Raw genomic sequence first — 16,016 nt, 5'->3', positions numbered from 1 at the left:
ACAGGGGAACGGCGAATTGCATGGAGCATTGCACAGCAACCGACTGGATGGAACGCCGTACGAACATCCACCCGATTCGGACCGACCGGGACTCTGGCAACACATCACTGCACGAGCATTCACCCTTCTTTGCAACGCTTTTCGGGCATCCAGTTCCGATTTCACCGCATCGCTTCGTCCACTAATGGTTAGTGCACTAACCAATCCTGGTAGCCTGGGGACCGTGACGACCACCGAAGATCCACTCGCGCTCGACCGCCAGGTCTGCTTCGCGCTCGCCGTCGCCAACCGCGCCGTGCTGTCGGTGTATCGGCCACTGCTCGAGCCGATGGGACTGACGCATCCGCAGTATCTGGTGATGCTGGCGCTGTGGGGCGAATCGCCGATGTCGGTCAAGGCCATCGGATCGGCCCTGCAACTCGACTCCCCCACCCTCTCGCCGCTTCTCAAGCGTCTGGAGTCGATGGGGTTGCTCACCCGCAATCGAAGCGCCGAGGACGAGCGCGTTCTACTCGTCGCGCTCACCCCGGCCGGGGCCGCGCTTCGCAAGAAAGCCGAGAAAATTCCACCCACCGTCGTTTCGAAACTCGGAGCGTCACTCGCCGAACTCGACGAACTACGACGCGTCCTCACCCGCGTCAACGACGCGGCCATCGCAGCAGGGGCACTGTCGTGAACACTCGTCCTACCCGCCCGCGCTTCGGTCAGTGGCTGGGCTACGCCGTCCTCGGCCGCAAACTGCCTGACTCCATGCAGGATTGGGTTCGACGCGACCTCGTCGGCCCAGGAGCGACACCACGTCACATCCTGCGGTCGATGATCCCGTTCCTGCCGATCTTCATCGGATTCTTCGTTCTGTTTCCGGGAGCGATCTGGCTACGCGCGTCGATGGTGTTGCTCAGTTTGCTGCTCGCACTGTTCTACACCGCCGCCTACATGGACCAGAATCGCGCTCGACGCCTCGAGATCCACGGGCTACCGGCCGATCTGAAGAGCCCGAAGAAGATGGCCGAGATGGAACGCGAGCGAGAGAACTACCGCCGCAATCACTGACGCTCTCGGCCGAGCCCGGCGGTGAAATCGTCGGCGATCATCGCCGCCAAGTCGCGGGTCTTGCGGTTGGTGTTCTGCGAGAGCTCGGTCAGCTGCGTGAAGGCAGCGTCTGCGTCGATGCGGTACACCGACATCAGGATTCCGACGGCTCGGCCGATGGATCCGCGGGTGTCGAGTGCAGTCCGTAGTGTCGCGGCCTCGTTGCCGCTTTCCTGGATCAGTTGTTCGCGCACGCGCGAGAGTTCGAGGTGCACTCGAATTCGAGCCACCAACTCTCGGTCGTGGAACGGTTTGACGATGTAGTCGTCGGCCCCGCGCCCGAGCCCGTCGAGCACGAAGTCGGTTCCCGCTCGCGCGGTCAGCAGGATCACCGGCACCCGCTGCAAGGCGTCGTCGCGGCGGATCTCGTCCACGAGTTCCAGACCGCTGCGTCCGGGCAGCAGAACGTCGGAGAGCACGAGGCCGGGCATCGTCGATCGAGCGCTGCCGAGTGCGGTCTCGATGTCGCCCGCGGTGGTGACGGACCAGCCCTCGTCGGTCAGCAGGCGCACCAGGTAGTTACGCATGTCGACGTTGTCCTCGACGAGAAGAATGTCCGCGCGCTCGGTGGTCACCGTCGCCGAGTCGCTCGCGGCGAATATCGCCGACACCGAATCGGCGGGGGCGACCGGACGTTCGACGGCTGCAGCCGCCTCGGCGGGCAGGCGCGGAACCACGACGGTGAAGGTACTGCCGCGGCCCGCCTCGCTCTCGACGTCGATACGACCGCGCAAGACGGTGAGCAGGTCCGATACGAGTGCCAGTCCGATACCGGATCCTTCGATGCTGTGGGCACCCGATCGTTCGACTCGATGGAATCGATCGAAGATCAGCGGCAGGTCCTCTGCGGGGATCCCGAGGCCGGTATCCGCAACGACCAAGCGGACGACGTCGCTCTCGGTCCGCAGGCGCACGGAGATCCGACCGACCGGCGTGTATTTGACGGCGTTCGCGACGAGGTTGAACACGATCTTCGTCCACATCTCACCGTCGGTGAGGACGACGACGTCGTCGGCTACGTCGACCACGAGCTCGAGACCCTTGTCCGACGCCACCGCCTCGAACAGCGACGCGCAGTCGCGCGTCACCGCTCCGAGGTCGGTGGGTTCGAGGCGGGGACGCAGCTGACCGGCATCGGCACTGACCACGTCCAGGAGATCGTCGACCAGTCGACGCAGTCGAGTCGAGGCGCGGTGAACGACGTCCAAGGACTCACGATCGACGTCGGTCAGCGTCGAGTCGACACTCTCACGCACCGAATCCAACGGGCCGGCGAGCAAGGTCAGCGGCGTGCGGAACTCGTGTCCGACGTTCTCGAGCAGCCGTGTCTTCGCCTCGTCGGCTTCGGCGAGTGCCGCGACGCGTCGCCTTTCCATTTCGAAAGCATGCGAGGCGGTCAGGGCCGTGGACACCCGCTCGGCCACCGCGATCGAGAAGGACACGACGGAGTCGTCACGGGCGCGAAATTCGTCGACTCCGACCAACAGGGCTCCGATGGGCTGAGCATGTCCCGCGAGCGTCAGCGGAACGATGACCGCCTGCGCGACGGATCCGGCAATCTCGACCGTCGAACAGGGAACGCGTCCGTCACACACTTCGAGAACGTGGGCAAGGTCCCAGGTCGCGTCGTCGCAGCCGAGTGCGCCCGAGGTCGCGATGTGATCGAGCTGCCCGTCTTCGGCGAGGTCGCGGCGCAGGTAGGCCACCACGAGGGGAAACTCGCGGGCCTCGTCACCCAGCGTCTCGACCGCGGCGCGGCAGATGCCTACCGGTCCCTCGGCGCCGTCACCCGTCAGCGAGCCCAGGGCGAGCAGCGCGTGCATGCGGCGTTCGCCGAGTACCTGCATCGTGACCTCGGTCGTGGCGACGAACACGCCGAGTACCGTCCGTCCGGCCCCGAAGATCGGGCTGTACGAGAAGGTCCAGTACGTCTCCTCGGGGTAGCCGAACCGATTCATGACGAACAGCTGCCGAACGCCGTGCACGGGCTTGCGGTCCTCGACCACGTGGGCGCAGAGAACGCCCACGTCGTCCCATATCTCGGACCAGCTCTCGCTGGCTCGCTGACCTGCAGCCTGCGGAAACTTGTCCCCGAGAAAATCGGTGTACGTGTGGTTGAAGATCTGCACCAGATGCGGGCCCCACCAGATCAGCATCGGGATCGTCGACGGCATGACGGTGCGGACGGCCGTCACCAACTCCTGCGGCCAACTCTCCACCGGCCCCAGATCGGTCGCCGCCCAGTCCAGTTCCCGGAATCGCGCGTCGGTGGCGTTGTCACCCGGGAACAGCTCGTCCAGCTGGGCCGAACTGCCATCGGGTTGTGGGGAATTCATCGCCTCGTCCTTCGTACTGTCGTTCCGCTCCAGTCCGGCGGGCGCGATCTCGGCATCGATACTAGCCGAACGACCGGTATGCAGGCGTTTCGCTGATCCCCCACGGGGGTACTGCCGCGAGCATGCCCCTCTCATCAAGTCTCACGTACCCCTTGGGCGTCTCGCGTCTGTCGAACGACGGTGCCAACCTTGCCGTCTACTCCGAAACCGCGGACTCGGTGTCCGTGGTCGTGCTGAACGAAGACGGAACAGAGCGCAGTACAACACCGTTGACGCTGCGTACCGGCCACGTCTTCCACGATCTGGTTCCCGACGTCACGCCGGGTACACGCTACGGACTGCGTGTCGACGGTCCATGGGATCCCGCGTCGGGGCTGCGGCACAACTCCGCGAAGTTGCTCCTCGACCCGTATGCCACCGCCATCACCGGTCAGGTCGACTGGAACGAATCGGTGTTCAGCCACCTCCACGCCGAGCCGGAGACCCGCAACGACGAGGACTCGGCCCCGCACATGCCGTATTCCGTTGCCGTGGAGTCGAACTTCGATTGGTCCGGCGACGAGTCACCGCGCACACCACTCGATCGCACGGTCGTCTACGAGGTGCACGTCAAGGGCTTCACTGCCACCAATCCCGATGTGCCCGAGGATATTCGGGGTACCTACGCCGGTCTGGCGCATCCCGCCGCGATCGCACATCTCAAGCGCATCGGCGTCACCGCGGTGGAGCTGCTGCCCATCCACCAGTTCGTTCAGGACTCGCATCTGCTCGAGGAGGGGCGGCGGAACTACTGGGGCTACAACTCCATCGGCTTCTTCGCACCGCACAACGAGTACAGCAGCAGCGGCGACACCGGCGGCCAGGTGGACGAGTTCAAGGCATTGGTCAAGGCCATGCACGAGAACGGCATCGAGGTCATTCTCGACGTCGTCTACAACCACACCGCCGAGGGCAATCACCTCGGACCGACGCTCTCGCTCAAGGGAATCGACAACGGCTCGCACTACCGTCTGGTCGACGAGGACCGCAGCGCGTACTACGACACCACCGGCACCGGCAACAGCCTCAACGTCGGTCACCCCGCTGCCCTGGCACTGATCCTGGACTCGCTGCGCTACTGGGTGACCGAGATGCACGTCGACGGGTTCCGCTTCGACCTCGCCAGTACGCTGACGCGTCAGGACTCGGACCTGAACGTGCACAGCGCATTCCTGAGCCTGGTTCACCAGGACCCGACGCTCGCACCGGTCAAACTCATCGCCGAACCGTGGGACACCCAGGGCTACCAGGTGGGCGGCTTCCCGGCCCGCTGGTCGGAGTGGAACGGTAAGTTCCGCGACGACGTCCGTGACTTCTGGCGCGGCGAGAGCGGCGCACTTCCGGCACTGGCTCAGCGCGTCACGGGGAGCCCGGACGTCTACGAGAGCACTCGTCGACCCACGTTGGCCAGCGTCAACTTCATCACCGCACACGACGGCTTCACATTGGCCGACTTGAACTCCTACGACGACAAGCACAACGAGGAGAACGGCGAGGACAGTCAGGACGGCGAGTCCGACAACCGTTCGTGGGGTTGCGGAGCCGAGGGCCCGACCGACGACGAGGGCGTCAACGCACTCCGGGCCCGTCAGCAGCGCAATCACCTTGCGACGCTGTTGCTCTCGGCCGGCGTGCCGATGATCCTCGGCGGCGACGAGCTCGGCCGGACGCAGAACGGCAACAACAATGCCTACTGCCAGGACAACGAGGTCTCCTGGTTCGACTGGAGCACAGCCGATCAGGACCTCATCGACTTCACCACCCACTTGATCGCTCTACGCGACGAACACCCGGCTCTGCGCCCCACGTGGTTCCGCCACGACAGCGATTCCGACGAGGAAGGAGCCGGACCGGACACCGTCGACTTCTACCGCGCCGACGGCGAGAAGCTCTCCGACGAGGATTGGTCGGACGGCAATGCTCACAGCATTCTTGTCCTCATGCGTGCCGGTGAGTCCGATGCGTCGTTCGCGTGGATGGTCAACGCCTCGCCCGGCACCGTGGAATTCACTCTGCCGAAGGGACATTGGACTCAGTCGACATCGAGCGACCCCGATCAGGCATACGAGGCAGGCGGGCCGTCGATTCTGATTCGCGAACACTCGTTCACGTTGCTGCAGGGCTGACCCCGCAACAGCCGACAATGGCGGCAGTCCTCGTCACGAGGACTGCCGCCATTGTTCGTTTCAGCTCACCCCGGCGCGCACGTCCGGTGCTCCGAGTCGGTGTCACGCACTCGAATGTCCGCGAGGCTTGCGTAAAGAATTTTCGAGCCACCGAGCCAGCCGGGGAGTGACGGTCCCCAAATCGGGCTCCGCTTCGGTGTCGAGCAAGTCCGACGCGAATTGCCTCACTGCGTATATTGCCCCGATCATCGCGTCGACGGTGATCTCCGAGTCCAGTTCGGAGTCGACCGCAGCCTGCCGCTGCATCTCGTGATGCAGGACGGCGGCCAGCCCGCTGAGGGCCTGTCTACGACGCTCCCTGGCCGGTAGACTAGCCGCATCCATCTCCACTTGAAACGCCCGTGCAACCACCAGGTCCGATCCCAGCGTCGTCAGGTAGGTGGCCAGAACGGCGAACACATCCTCGCTGGCCCGATGGACGAGGCTGTTTGTCATTTTGTTCACCAGGACGGATATGAATCGGGCGTAGGCAGCATCCGCGCACGACTCTTTCGAGTCGAAGCACCCGTAGAACGCCGATCTCGAGACCGACGATCGGTCCACGATGTCCTTGACCCCAACGGCAGCGTATCCGCGCGAGGCGATGAGTTCGGTGAACGCGATCATCAGGCGCTCACGGTGGCTCTCGACCACTTCGTCACGGGCGAGACCGTGCGGTCCGCGTGGCAGCCGGGGCGGGGTGGTGAAGAAAACCCCCTCGACTATTCGCGGGATTTCCGGCATCGATTTCTTGGTCACGATGCTCCTTCGATGTGTAAGGTACGCATTCGTACTTTACTTGCAGACTGCCCTGGGGGGGACATGAGACACACGTCGAGACGAGCGTCGGCATTGATCGCGGCGAGTTTGATTGCGGTCGCTGCTGCGACCGTCGGACCGGTCAGCGCGGCAGCAGAGGAACCGACTGCGCTTTCACCCGACAACATCATGCGGACGATACGCAGTTTGACGGAGATGGCACCTCGGTCCACCGGATCACCAGGTGGTCTCGCTGCGGCGCAGTACGTTGCCGATCGCTACCGCAGCGCAGGTCTGTCGGACGTTCACTTCGAGGAGGTGACCTCGTACGACTGGACTCCGACGGACGCGGGCCTGAGTATCGGGAACGACGACATCGCCGCTTCACCGGTGAATCATTCGTTCATACCGGCCGATGCGGGCCCCGGAAGGCAAACCACCGGGCCGGACGGCCTCACCGCTCCCGTCGTCGACATCGGCCGGGGGAAGGTGGACGGTGTCGACGTCCGCGGACGGATCGTGCTCTTCGATCTCACCTTCCTGCTGCCGACCGCAGGCCTGCTCCCCTTCGCCGAGTTCATTCACGATCCGGACGACGCACGCTTCGACCCCGAGAAAATGCTGTCGTCCAACCCCTTCGTCACCACGCTGGAAGCGACCGTTCGTGCCGCACAGGAAGGCGGAGCGATCGGCTTCGTAGGAGTTCTCGCCGACTACTTCGATTCCAACCGCTACCACAACGAGTACTACCGCCGGCTGGCGATGAGCATCCCCGGGATGTGGGTGACCCGAGACGAGGGAATTCGAGTTCGGGATGCCCTGGCACGCAATGACAACCGCGCACGAATCGATCTCACCGTCGACCGCCGGGCAGTGACGGCGCGGACGGTCGTCGGAATGCTTCCGGGGCGGACGAACGACACCATCATGGTGCAGTCCCACCACGATTCGATCGGAACCGGGGCGGTCGAGGACGCGAGCGGCACCGCGGAGGTCATAGCGCTCGCCGACCATTACGGCCTTGCCGCAAAACACCCCGGGGCACCCCTTCGGGAGAAGAGTCTGATGTTCGTCACCTTCGACACCCATTTCACCGGCTACCAGAGCCACCTCGCCTTCATGAAGAAGTACCTGATCGACCGCGAGACCCCATGGAACATCGTCGCGAACGCGACGATCGAGCACGTCGGCAAGTTCGCGCGAACGACCGACGACGGGCAGCTGCAGACGCTCGACGAGCCCGAACCGAAGGGCATTTTCGAGAATCTCAATCTCCAGTTGAAGTTCGACATGGCAAATATTTTGCAACGCAACAATGTTCGGTCCACGTCGATGCTCAACGCGGTGATACCGAAGCAGTTGGGCGGAATTCCGACCGACGCTTCGTTCGTTCTCCTCGCCGGTGTACCCATCGTGAGCATGATCGCCGGACCGTTGTACATGTACGACGATGCGGACACCCTGGACAAGGTAGATCAGACACAACTCGAACCGGTCGCACACTTCTATCGAGATATCCTCGATCGATTGGACCGCGAACCCTCGCACGCCATCGGTCTGATCCCGGCTCCCATCCGATGAACCATCGACTGTTCGGGTGGGGGACGGTGCTCGTCGTCTCGGTACTGCTGGCCCCTGTCGCACATGCCGATTCGGGTGTAGGCCCGCGAATCGTGGCCGAGTCAGTCGTGATCGACGCACCGGTCGCGCATCCAGGGGCCTCCGTCACGACCGTCTTCCGATACACGTCGGTCGGCGTCGACGGAGGCCCCACCGAAATGACCGGGTCCTATTCGCTGCCGCGCACGCCCCCGCCGCCGGGTGGATGGCCCATCCTCGTGTTCTCGCACATGACGGTCGGCGGCGCGGACAAATGTGCGCCGTCGACAATTCGAGCCGGAGACCCCGAGGTGGTTCGCACCAATACCGGCGACGCTGTCGCCGGTCGGATGCTGGACGCCGGGTTCGTCGTAGTCAGGCCCGATTACGAAGGCATAGGCACTCCGGGGCCGCACCCGTATCTGATGGGTGCATCCCTCGCGCGAGCCGTGATCGACTCGGCTCGCGCGGTGCACGGGGCCGACAACCGAATCGGCTCGGACGTCGTGCTCATGGGCCACTCGGAGGGCGCCGTCGCGTCGCTGTTCGCGTCGGCTGCCGAACTCAGCGAATGGGGCCCGCTGCGACTGCGCGGCGTTACGGCGGTGACACCACCGACGGGGATGCGGCAGATCATCGAGGGGGCCACGGCCATCCCGCTGTCCGGTGCCGGTATCGGCGACCTCGTCAGCCTCGCCGCATTGTTCATCGTGGGGGCAGGCGCGGTCGACCCCGCTTTTTCGGACATTCTGCGGGACGGTGGTCTCTCCGCCGACGCCACCGCACTGCTGCCCGACGTCGAAAACCGGTGTTTCGGCGAGTTGTCGTCGCCGACCTCATTCGGTCGACTTGCGCCATCACAACTACTCGGCCCCAAAGGGAAGCCGGCGTCGGCGGCGCTGGCGAAGATCGCCGACGCCAACGACGTATTCAATCTCAACATCGACCCGGCGATACCGATACGAATCGACGCCGGTGCCGCCGACCCAGTTGTTCCAGTACCGGTCGCACTGGCATTGGCCACGCAATACCGATCCGACGGCAACGATGTCACCTTCGCGGTACAACCCGGGGGTCACACAGCAGTGCCCTCGTCACCCGAAGCGGCCGAGTCGATTGCGAATTGGCTCGTCGGAGTGGCCGGCTGAACTACACAATTCGGTCAGATTCTCGCAATAAGATCGAACAACCTTTCCCGCGGCGTCGACGACGACCGCAAACACAACGTCGGTACGGCTGCGAACGACCGATTCGAAGGCGCACACTGAAATATCGGGAAGAACGACGGGCCCCTCCCGTGGACCACCGAAGTGAAAGTTGCGCCATGGCTCCCTCCGACTCGGCTACCGTTACAGACGCGATGGAAGCGACTCGTGAACTCGAACGTTTACGCGGACTGCTCGATGGAGTGCCGGCCATGCTCGGCTACTGGGACAGGAACCTGCACAATGTCGTGGCAAATCATCGCTACCTCGACTATTTCGGGTTGACCGTGCAACAGATACGTGGCTTGCATCTTTCGGACCTACTCGGCGACACACTGTTCGAGCTGAACAGGCCGTTCATCGAGGGAGTGTTGCGCGGAAAGGAGCAGCAGTTCGATCGGGTTCTGACCGATACAACGGGAACGGACCGGCATACGCACACCACCTACGTGCCCGATGTCGTCGATGGCTACGTTCGAGGCTTCTTCGTTCAGGTAGCGGACATCACGGAGAGGGTCCAAGCCGAGCGCGAGCGCGACGAGGCTGTCGAGCTGTTCCGCGTAGCAATGGAGCACGCCCCTATCGGCAAAGGTTAGCTCGATACCAGCGGACGTTGGATCTATGTGAACACCGCTCTGTGCAGCCTGCTCGGTTACAGCCGGACCGAGCTACTCACGCTGAGTTTTCGAGACTTCGTTCACCCCGACGAAGTCGAGGACTCCGACGATCTCCGGGCGCAACTGCTCAGTGGAACCCGTACACATGTGGAATCCGAAAGGCGGTACGTCCGCAAGGACGGCACCGTGGTCTGGGTGCAGCGAAACGCCACAATAGTGAGGCGAACCAATGGCCCCGACGTATTCATTGCGCAGATCCAAGATATCTCCGCACGCAAACAGACCGAGGAAATGCTCGAACGGCAAGCGTCTACCGATGAACTGACCGGACTTGCCAATCGGCGGTTCTTCATGAGCCGGTTGACCGACCATCCACATCCTGCGTCCGCGTCCGCCATAGGCTTGCTCTTCATCGACCTGGACGATTTCAAAGCAATCAACGACACCTACGGTCACCTGGTAGGGGACCAAGTTCTGATCGAAGCCGGGCGGCGTCTCAGTGCTGCGGTGCGCGACTGTGACATCGTATGCCGTATCGGCGGCGACGAATTCGTCGTGCTCACAGACCTCATCGCTTCACCTTCCGACCTCGATCTCTTGGCATCGCGAGTTCGTCTCGAGCTCACCGGGCGATACACACCACCCGGAATACCAGGGGGCCTACAGGTGTCCGCGGCAGTCGGTTCGAGCTGGACCGACGCAGACACCCGCGATCGAGCCGATCTGCTTCGGAATGCAGACGCCGCCATGTACGGGATGAAGCGTCGCAATCGCGGAATCTAGCCGGACCCGGACCGGAGAGTCGAACTACAAGTGGCCTGGTGGGCGTGATCGAGGCCTAGTCGGTTCGGTGAGGTAGGGCCGACGGTGCGGCGCTACCTCACCGAATCCCTCGACTGACGGTTCAGCTCACCCCGGCGCGCACGTCCGGTGCTCCGAGTCGAGCTGCATCGGCGGTGTCGTCGTCGGGCTGCTCCTGCGAATCCCGTTCTGCCAGAACGCGAAGCCGGTAGTGCTCGATTTCCTCGGCAACATGCTGATCGTCCCACCCGAGGATGGGTGCAACCAGACGAGCCACCTCGATGGCCGCCGCTTCACCACGATCGGGAACCTCGATCGAGATTCGGGTCCGACGGGTCAGAATGTCGTCGAGATGCTGCGCGCCTTCGTGACTGGCCGCATAGACCACCTCTGCCTTCAAGTACTCCGGTGCACTCTCGAGCGGCTTTCCGAGCTCTGCATCGGCGTCGATCAAGTCCAGCAGCTCACCCATCAGAGTGCCGTACCGGCCGAGCAGATGCTCGACGCGTGAGACGCGCATACCGGTGCGTTCGGCCGTCAGAGCGCGGGAGTTGTACGCGCCGAGGTAGCCGTCCGCACCGACGAGCGGAATGTCCTCGGTGACGCACTTCGGTACCGTGCGTTCGAGTCCGTGTACCGCGGAATCGACTGCGTCCTTGGCCATCACGCGATAGGTGGTGTACTTGCCACCGGCGATGACCGTCAGTCCGCGGACCGGGCTGGACACCGCATGTTCCCGGGACAGGGTGCTGGTGGAATCGGATTCGCCGAACAGCAACGGGCGCAGTCCGGCATACACGCCGACGACGTCGGTGCGGTCCAACGGATCGGCGAGCAATTTGTTCACGTGGCCCAGGATGTAGTCGATGTCGCTCTGGCTCGCGGCCGGATGAGCCAGGTCGAGCTTCCAGTCGGTATCGGTGGTCCCGATGATCCAATGACTACCCCACGGGATGACGAACAGCAGACTCTTCTCGGTCCGCGTGATGATGCCGGTGGCACTGTTGATGCGGTTGCGCGGCACCACCAGGTGCACCCCCTTGGAGGCGCGAACCTGGAATTGTCCACGGCCACCGACCATCTGCTGCACCTCGTCGGTCCACACCCCGGCGGCGTTGATGACCTGCTTGGCCCGCACCTCGAAGGAACGGCCCGTTTCCAGGTCGCTCGCCACGACGCCGACGACCTTGTCGTCCTCCCGAAGGAAGCCCGTGACGCGAGTGCTGTTGGCGCACAACGCGCCGTAGGCGGCCGCGGTACGCGCGAGCATCATCGTGTGCCGAGCGTCGTCGACCTGGCCCTCGTAGAACTTCACCGCACCGCGAATCGCCGAGCGCTTGCCCGACGGGAAGGACTCGAGCGTCTTCTTCTTGCCGAGGTGCTTGTGGTGACTCGGGACGCCGCGTCCGGCACCCATGACGTCGTACACGCCGATGCCGAGCCCGACGTACGGACGGTCGATCACCTTCTCGAGCGGATAGATGAACGGCACCGGGCGAGCGAGGTGCGGGCACAGCTTGTTCAGTACCAGCGAACGCTCCTTGAGCGCCTCGAATACCAACGCGAAGTTGAACTGCTCGAGGTACCGCAGACCTCCGTGGAAGAGCTTGCTCGAGCGGCTGGACGTGCCGGCCGCGTAGTCACGCGCTTCGAGCAGACCCACTTTCAATCCGCGGGTCACGGCGTCCAGTGCAGTTCCGGCACCGACGACGCCGCCGCCGATCACCAGAATGTCGAGCTCTTCGGCTTCCATCCTCGCCAGCGCATCTGCGCGTGCCTGAGGACTCATGGCCGTTGTGGTGGAACTCATTCTTCATCAACCCAATCGAGAGTTCGTGTTACTGCCTTCTTCCAGCCGGCGTACAACTTCGCCCGCTGGTCTTCGTCCATGGACGGGGTCCATGTCTTGTCCTCGGCCCAGTTCTGGCGAATGTCGTCTTCGCTCTCCCAATAGCCTACGGCCAGTCCGGCGGCGTAAGCCGCTCCGAGAGCAGTGGTTTCGGCCACGACGGGACGGACCACGTCCACGTTCAGGATGTCGGACTGGAACTGCATCAGCAGTTCGTTGACCACCATGCCGCCGTCGACCTTGAGCACCTCGAGATCGACGCCGGAGTCGGCGTTCATGGCCTCGATCACCTCACGCGTCTGATACGCGGTGGCTTCGAGGACTGCACGCGCCAGGTGCCCCTTGTTGACGAAGCGCGTCAATCCCACGATGGCACCGCGGGCGTCCGATCGCCAGTGCGGTGCGAACAGACCGGAGAAGGCGGGGACGAAGTAGGCACCGCCGTTGTCGTCCACCGACCGTGCGTCGGTCTCGATGTCCGCGGCCGAGGAGATCATGCCCAGGTTGTCGCGCAGCCACTGCACCAACGAGCCCGTCACGGCGATGGAACCTTCGAGCGCGTACACCGTCGGCTGGTCGCCGATCTTGTAGCAGACCGTGGTCAGCAGACCGTTCTTGCTCATCACCTTTTCGGTACCGGTGTTGAGAAGCACGAAATTGCCTGTGCCGTAGGTGTTCTTGGCTTCACCGGGAGACAGGCAGGCCTGCCCGAAGGTCGCTGCCTGCTGATCGCCGAGGATGCCGGCGATCGGCACTCCACTGAACGGTCCACGCTCACGGCCGGTTCCGTACACCTCGGAGCTCGAGCGGATCTCGGGCAGCATCGACATCGGAATGCCCATGTCTGCACAGATGCTCTCGTCCCACTGCAGGGAGTCGAGATCCATCAGCAGGGTGCGTGAGGCGTTGGTCGGATCGGTGTAATGCAGCCCGCCGTCGACACCGCCGGTCATGTTCCACAGCACCCAGGTGTCCATGTTTCCGAAACACAGTTCTCCCGCTTCGGCTTTCGCCCGTGCACCGTCGACGTTGTCGAGGATCCACCTGATCTTGGGGCCGGAGAAGTAGGTGGCCAAGGGCAGACCGGTCTTGGCGGTGTACTTGTTGGCATCGCCCCCGCCCAGCGCGGTGGCGATGCGATCGGTACGGGTGTCCTGCCAGACGATGGCGTTGTAGATCGGCTTGCCCGTTGCGCGATCCCACACCAGCGCCGTCTCGCGCTGGTTGGTGATTCCGACGGCGGCGATGTCCTCGCGCGTCAGATCCGCTGCGGCCATGGCACCGGCCGCAACAGCGCGCACGTTGTCCCAGATCTCCGACGCGTCGTGCTCGACCCAACCGGCCTGCGGAAAGATCTGCTGGTGTTCCTTCTGATCGACCGCGACGACGGTGCCCGCGTGATCGAAGATCATGCAGCGTGAAGACGTGGTTCCCTGATCGATCGCGGCGACGTACTTTCCTGCGAACTCGGTCATGGCTTCTCTCCTGTGGTCTGGGTGTCTGCTGGGAGTCGTGATGGCGGCTCGGGCGTCGAACCTTCTTGTTTGCGTAGGTTCTTTCCGATGAGCAGGTCGTACAGGAACACTCCTATCGGTCCGCCTACGAGAGGTCCGACGATCGGGACCCAGAAGTACAGGCCGCCGTATTGATCTCGCCAGGCTCCACCGTATCCGGTGATGTACGACGCCAGGCGAGGTCCGAAATCTCGGGCCGGATTGATCGCGTAGCCGGCGTTGGTGGCCCACGCGAAACCGATGGCGACGACGATGAGGCCGACGATCAGCGGTGCCATATTGGCCATCGGCGCGGTGCCGAGCGAATCGGTCACGGCCACAATGAGGAACAGCAGGATCGCGGTGCCGATGATCTGGTCGATCAGTGCCGAGGACACGCTGACCGGCAGAGTTCCGTTACCGGGAAGCGTCGAGAAGATCGTCTGGGTGGCGGTGGTGTGCCCGGGGTCCACTGCGTTGATCATGTCGTTGTAGTTCCAGCGCACCAGCAGAGCGGCCACGAAGGCACCTGCGGTCTGCGCGAGGATGTACGGCGCAACCATCTTCCAGCTGAATCCGCGGAAGAGTGCGAACGTGATCGTGACCGCGGGGTTGAGGTGCGCGCCGGTGATCCGACCCGCGACGTAGATGCCGAACATCACGCCGAGCCCCCAGGCCCAGGCGATCGAGTCGTGGTCTCCGAGACTTCCCGATTCACCGCCCGAGACGACCTGCGCGACGACGCCGACGCCGAACAGAATGAGAATCATGGTTCCGGCGAACTCGGCAGCCATGTGCGCCGGTAGTCCCCATTCCGGTTCCTTACGAGCCATTGTGTAGCCTCCGCAAAGTTGGTGATGCACGCCACATTGCGTGCTGTTTGCCACGGTAGACGGCCTGCACTGCGTTGCACAGCTGATGCACATATGTGCAAAGCGGTCGTACACTGGCGATGGTGACGGACCAACGCATCGCACCCGAATCGGATCTGCGGACCGGCCATGCCACCCAGGCAGCGCGCCTCTACTACTTCCAGGACATGACGATGGCGGCGATCGGCCGTGAGCTGGGCGTATCTCGTTCGACGGTCTCCCGGCTCATCACGTTCGCGCGGGCATCGGGACTGGTGGAAATCAAGATCTCCACCCCTCTCGGTCAGGCACCACGAATCGAGCGGGCTTTCGCCGATCTGTACGACATTCGTGCACATGTCGTCCCTGTGTCGGAAACCGTCGACGAATTGCAGCGCCTCGACCGCGTCGCCACCTTCGCAGGCCGATTGCTGACGTCGTTCTTCGAGTCGGACATGGTGATGGGCGTCGCGTGGGGAACCACCGTCAGCGCCGTCAGTCGCAAGCTCGCACCCAAACGGACCCACAACTCGACCGTCGTGCAGCTCAACGGCGCAGCGAACACCCGCACCACCGGGGTCTCCTACGCCACCGACATCGTCCGAACGTTCGCCGACGCCTACGGCGCTGTGGCGCAGGGATTTCCGGTTCCCGCGTTCTTCGACTACCCCGAAACCCGCCGACACCTGTGGCGCGAGCGGAGCATCAAGCGAGTACTGGAACTGCAGGACCGGATGAACCTCGCCGTGTTCAGCATCGGTGTCATGAGCAGTGCCGTTCCTAGTCACGTCTACAGCGCCGGCTATCTCGAGCGCGAGGATCGAGCCGAGCTACAGCGCGACGGCGTCGTCGGAGACATTGCCACCGTGTTCCTGCGCTCCGACGGCAGCCACGATCGAATTGCGTTGAACGACAGATCCAGTGGACCGAGTCTGGACCGACTCAAGGTGGTGCCGCGCCGAGTCTGCATCGTCGCCGGGGCGTCCAAGCTCGATGCCCTCACCGCCGCGCTGCGCGGCGGATTGATCACCGACCTCGTCATCGACGACATCAGCGCGGCCCAGTTGATTCTCCGCTCGCGCGGCTGACCCACGTGAGCGGAACCTCGACCCCTGCTACGAAGTTTCGTGCACGTGCGCCTTGCGCTCACTGGATTCTCGTGTCACTCTTTTCTTCATGACAACCGGAAAGGCGGACACCGCCTCCCTCA

13 protein-coding genes and 1 pseudogene are annotated in these 16,016 nt (G+C 63.6%); 9 read left to right on the top strand and 5 right to left on the bottom strand.

Going from position 1 to position 16,016, the window contains the following annotated elements:
• Positions 1 to 223: 223 nt before the first annotated feature.
• On the top strand, positions 224 to 676 hold the full coding sequence (locus QM590_RS09965) for a MarR family winged helix-turn-helix transcriptional regulator (protein ID WP_149407170.1): 453 nt from the start codon (positions 224 to 226) through the stop codon (positions 674 to 676).
• Positions 673 to 1,053 (top strand): DUF5313 family protein, encoded by a 381-nt coding sequence (locus QM590_RS09960; RefSeq protein WP_269594706.1) that lies wholly within the window; start codon positions 673 to 675, stop codon positions 1,051 to 1,053. The genes QM590_RS09965 and QM590_RS09960 overlap by 4 nt, the downstream gene beginning before the upstream one ends.
• Here QM590_RS09960 and QM590_RS09955 read toward each other — a convergent pair.
• Complete coding sequence (locus QM590_RS09955) at positions 1,047 to 3,428, bottom strand: ATP-binding protein (protein ID WP_269594707.1); 2,382 nt, start codon at positions 3,426 to 3,428, stop codon at positions 1,047 to 1,049. The genes QM590_RS09960 and QM590_RS09955 overlap by 7 nt on opposite strands.
• Positions 3,429 to 3,550: 122 nt before the next feature.
• On the opposite strand from QM590_RS09955, the gene glgX reads away from it, so the two are divergent.
• Complete coding sequence (glgX, locus tag QM590_RS09950) at positions 3,551 to 5,593, top strand: glycogen debranching protein GlgX (protein WP_269594708.1); 2,043 nt, start codon at positions 3,551 to 3,553, stop codon at positions 5,591 to 5,593.
• A 102-nt stretch (positions 5,594 to 5,695) separates the two neighbouring features.
• Here glgX and QM590_RS09945 read toward each other — a convergent pair whose 3' ends face one another.
• Entirely contained in the window at positions 5,696 to 6,391 is a 696-nt protein-coding gene (locus QM590_RS09945; protein ID WP_269594709.1) for a TetR/AcrR family transcriptional regulator, read from the bottom strand.
• Between the two features lie 63 nt (positions 6,392 to 6,454).
• Between QM590_RS09945 and QM590_RS09940 the strand changes: the two genes are divergently transcribed.
• The 5 genes and pseudogenes from QM590_RS09940 to QM590_RS09920 all read left to right on the top strand — a co-directional run bounded on the left by QM590_RS09940 (position 6,455) and on the right by QM590_RS09920 (position 10,595).
• Entirely contained in the window at positions 6,455 to 7,972 is a 1,518-nt protein-coding gene (locus tag QM590_RS09940; protein WP_269594710.1) for a M28 family peptidase, read from the top strand.
• Positions 7,969 to 9,138 (top strand): lipase family protein, encoded by a 1,170-nt coding sequence (locus QM590_RS09935; RefSeq protein WP_269594711.1) that lies wholly within the window; start codon positions 7,969 to 7,971, stop codon positions 9,136 to 9,138. The genes QM590_RS09940 and QM590_RS09935 overlap by 4 nt, the downstream gene beginning before the upstream one ends.
• Before the next feature lie 176 nt (positions 9,139 to 9,314).
• Entirely contained in the window at positions 9,315 to 9,791 is a 477-nt protein-coding gene (locus QM590_RS09930; protein WP_269594712.1) for a PAS domain-containing protein, read from the top strand.
• A 12-nt stretch (positions 9,792 to 9,803) separates the two neighbouring features.
• A pseudogene (locus tag QM590_RS09925) lies at positions 9,804 to 10,097 on the top strand (PAS domain S-box protein); the annotation flags it as partial.
• A 6-nt stretch (positions 10,098 to 10,103) separates the two neighbouring features.
• Positions 10,104 to 10,595 carry a GGDEF domain-containing protein gene (locus tag QM590_RS09920; RefSeq protein WP_269594772.1) on the top strand — a complete coding sequence of 164 codons (492 nt, stop codon included), beginning with the start codon at positions 10,104 to 10,106 and terminating at the stop codon, positions 10,593 to 10,595.
• Between the two features lie 121 nt (positions 10,596 to 10,716).
• Here QM590_RS09920 and QM590_RS09915 read toward each other — a convergent pair whose 3' ends face one another.
• From QM590_RS09915 to QM590_RS09905, 3 genes are read right to left on the bottom strand one after another with little or no spacing between them, the layout of a single operon-like run.
• Positions 10,717 to 12,423, bottom strand: coding sequence for a glycerol-3-phosphate dehydrogenase/oxidase (locus QM590_RS09915; RefSeq protein ID WP_149407166.1), 1,707 nt, complete (start codon positions 12,421 to 12,423; stop codon positions 10,717 to 10,719).
• Complete coding sequence (gene glpK, locus QM590_RS09910) at positions 12,420 to 13,937, bottom strand: glycerol kinase GlpK (RefSeq protein ID WP_269594713.1); 1,518 nt, start codon at positions 13,935 to 13,937, stop codon at positions 12,420 to 12,422. Before glpK ends, QM590_RS09915 begins: the two co-directional genes overlap by 4 nt.
• The gene (locus QM590_RS09905) at positions 13,934 to 14,788 is read right to left on the bottom strand and encodes an MIP/aquaporin family protein (RefSeq protein ID WP_032379865.1); all 855 of its coding nucleotides are present in this window, start codon (positions 14,786 to 14,788) and stop codon (positions 13,934 to 13,936) included. The genes glpK and QM590_RS09905 overlap by 4 nt, the downstream gene beginning before the upstream one ends.
• Positions 14,789 to 14,910: 122 nt before the next feature.
• Between QM590_RS09905 and QM590_RS09900 the strand changes: the two genes are divergently transcribed.
• A complete protein-coding gene (locus tag QM590_RS09900) occupies positions 14,911 to 15,894 on the top strand; it encodes a sugar-binding transcriptional regulator (protein ID WP_094638970.1) in 984 nt (327 codons plus the stop codon).
• Positions 15,895 to 16,016 lie beyond the last annotated feature (122 nt).

The sequence above is a fragment of the Rhodococcus sp. IEGM 1372 genome (assembly GCF_030056835.1).
GTDB lineage: Bacteria > Actinomycetota > Actinomycetes > Mycobacteriales > Mycobacteriaceae > Rhodococcoides.
This window is presented reverse-complemented; position numbering and strand designations above follow the sequence as displayed.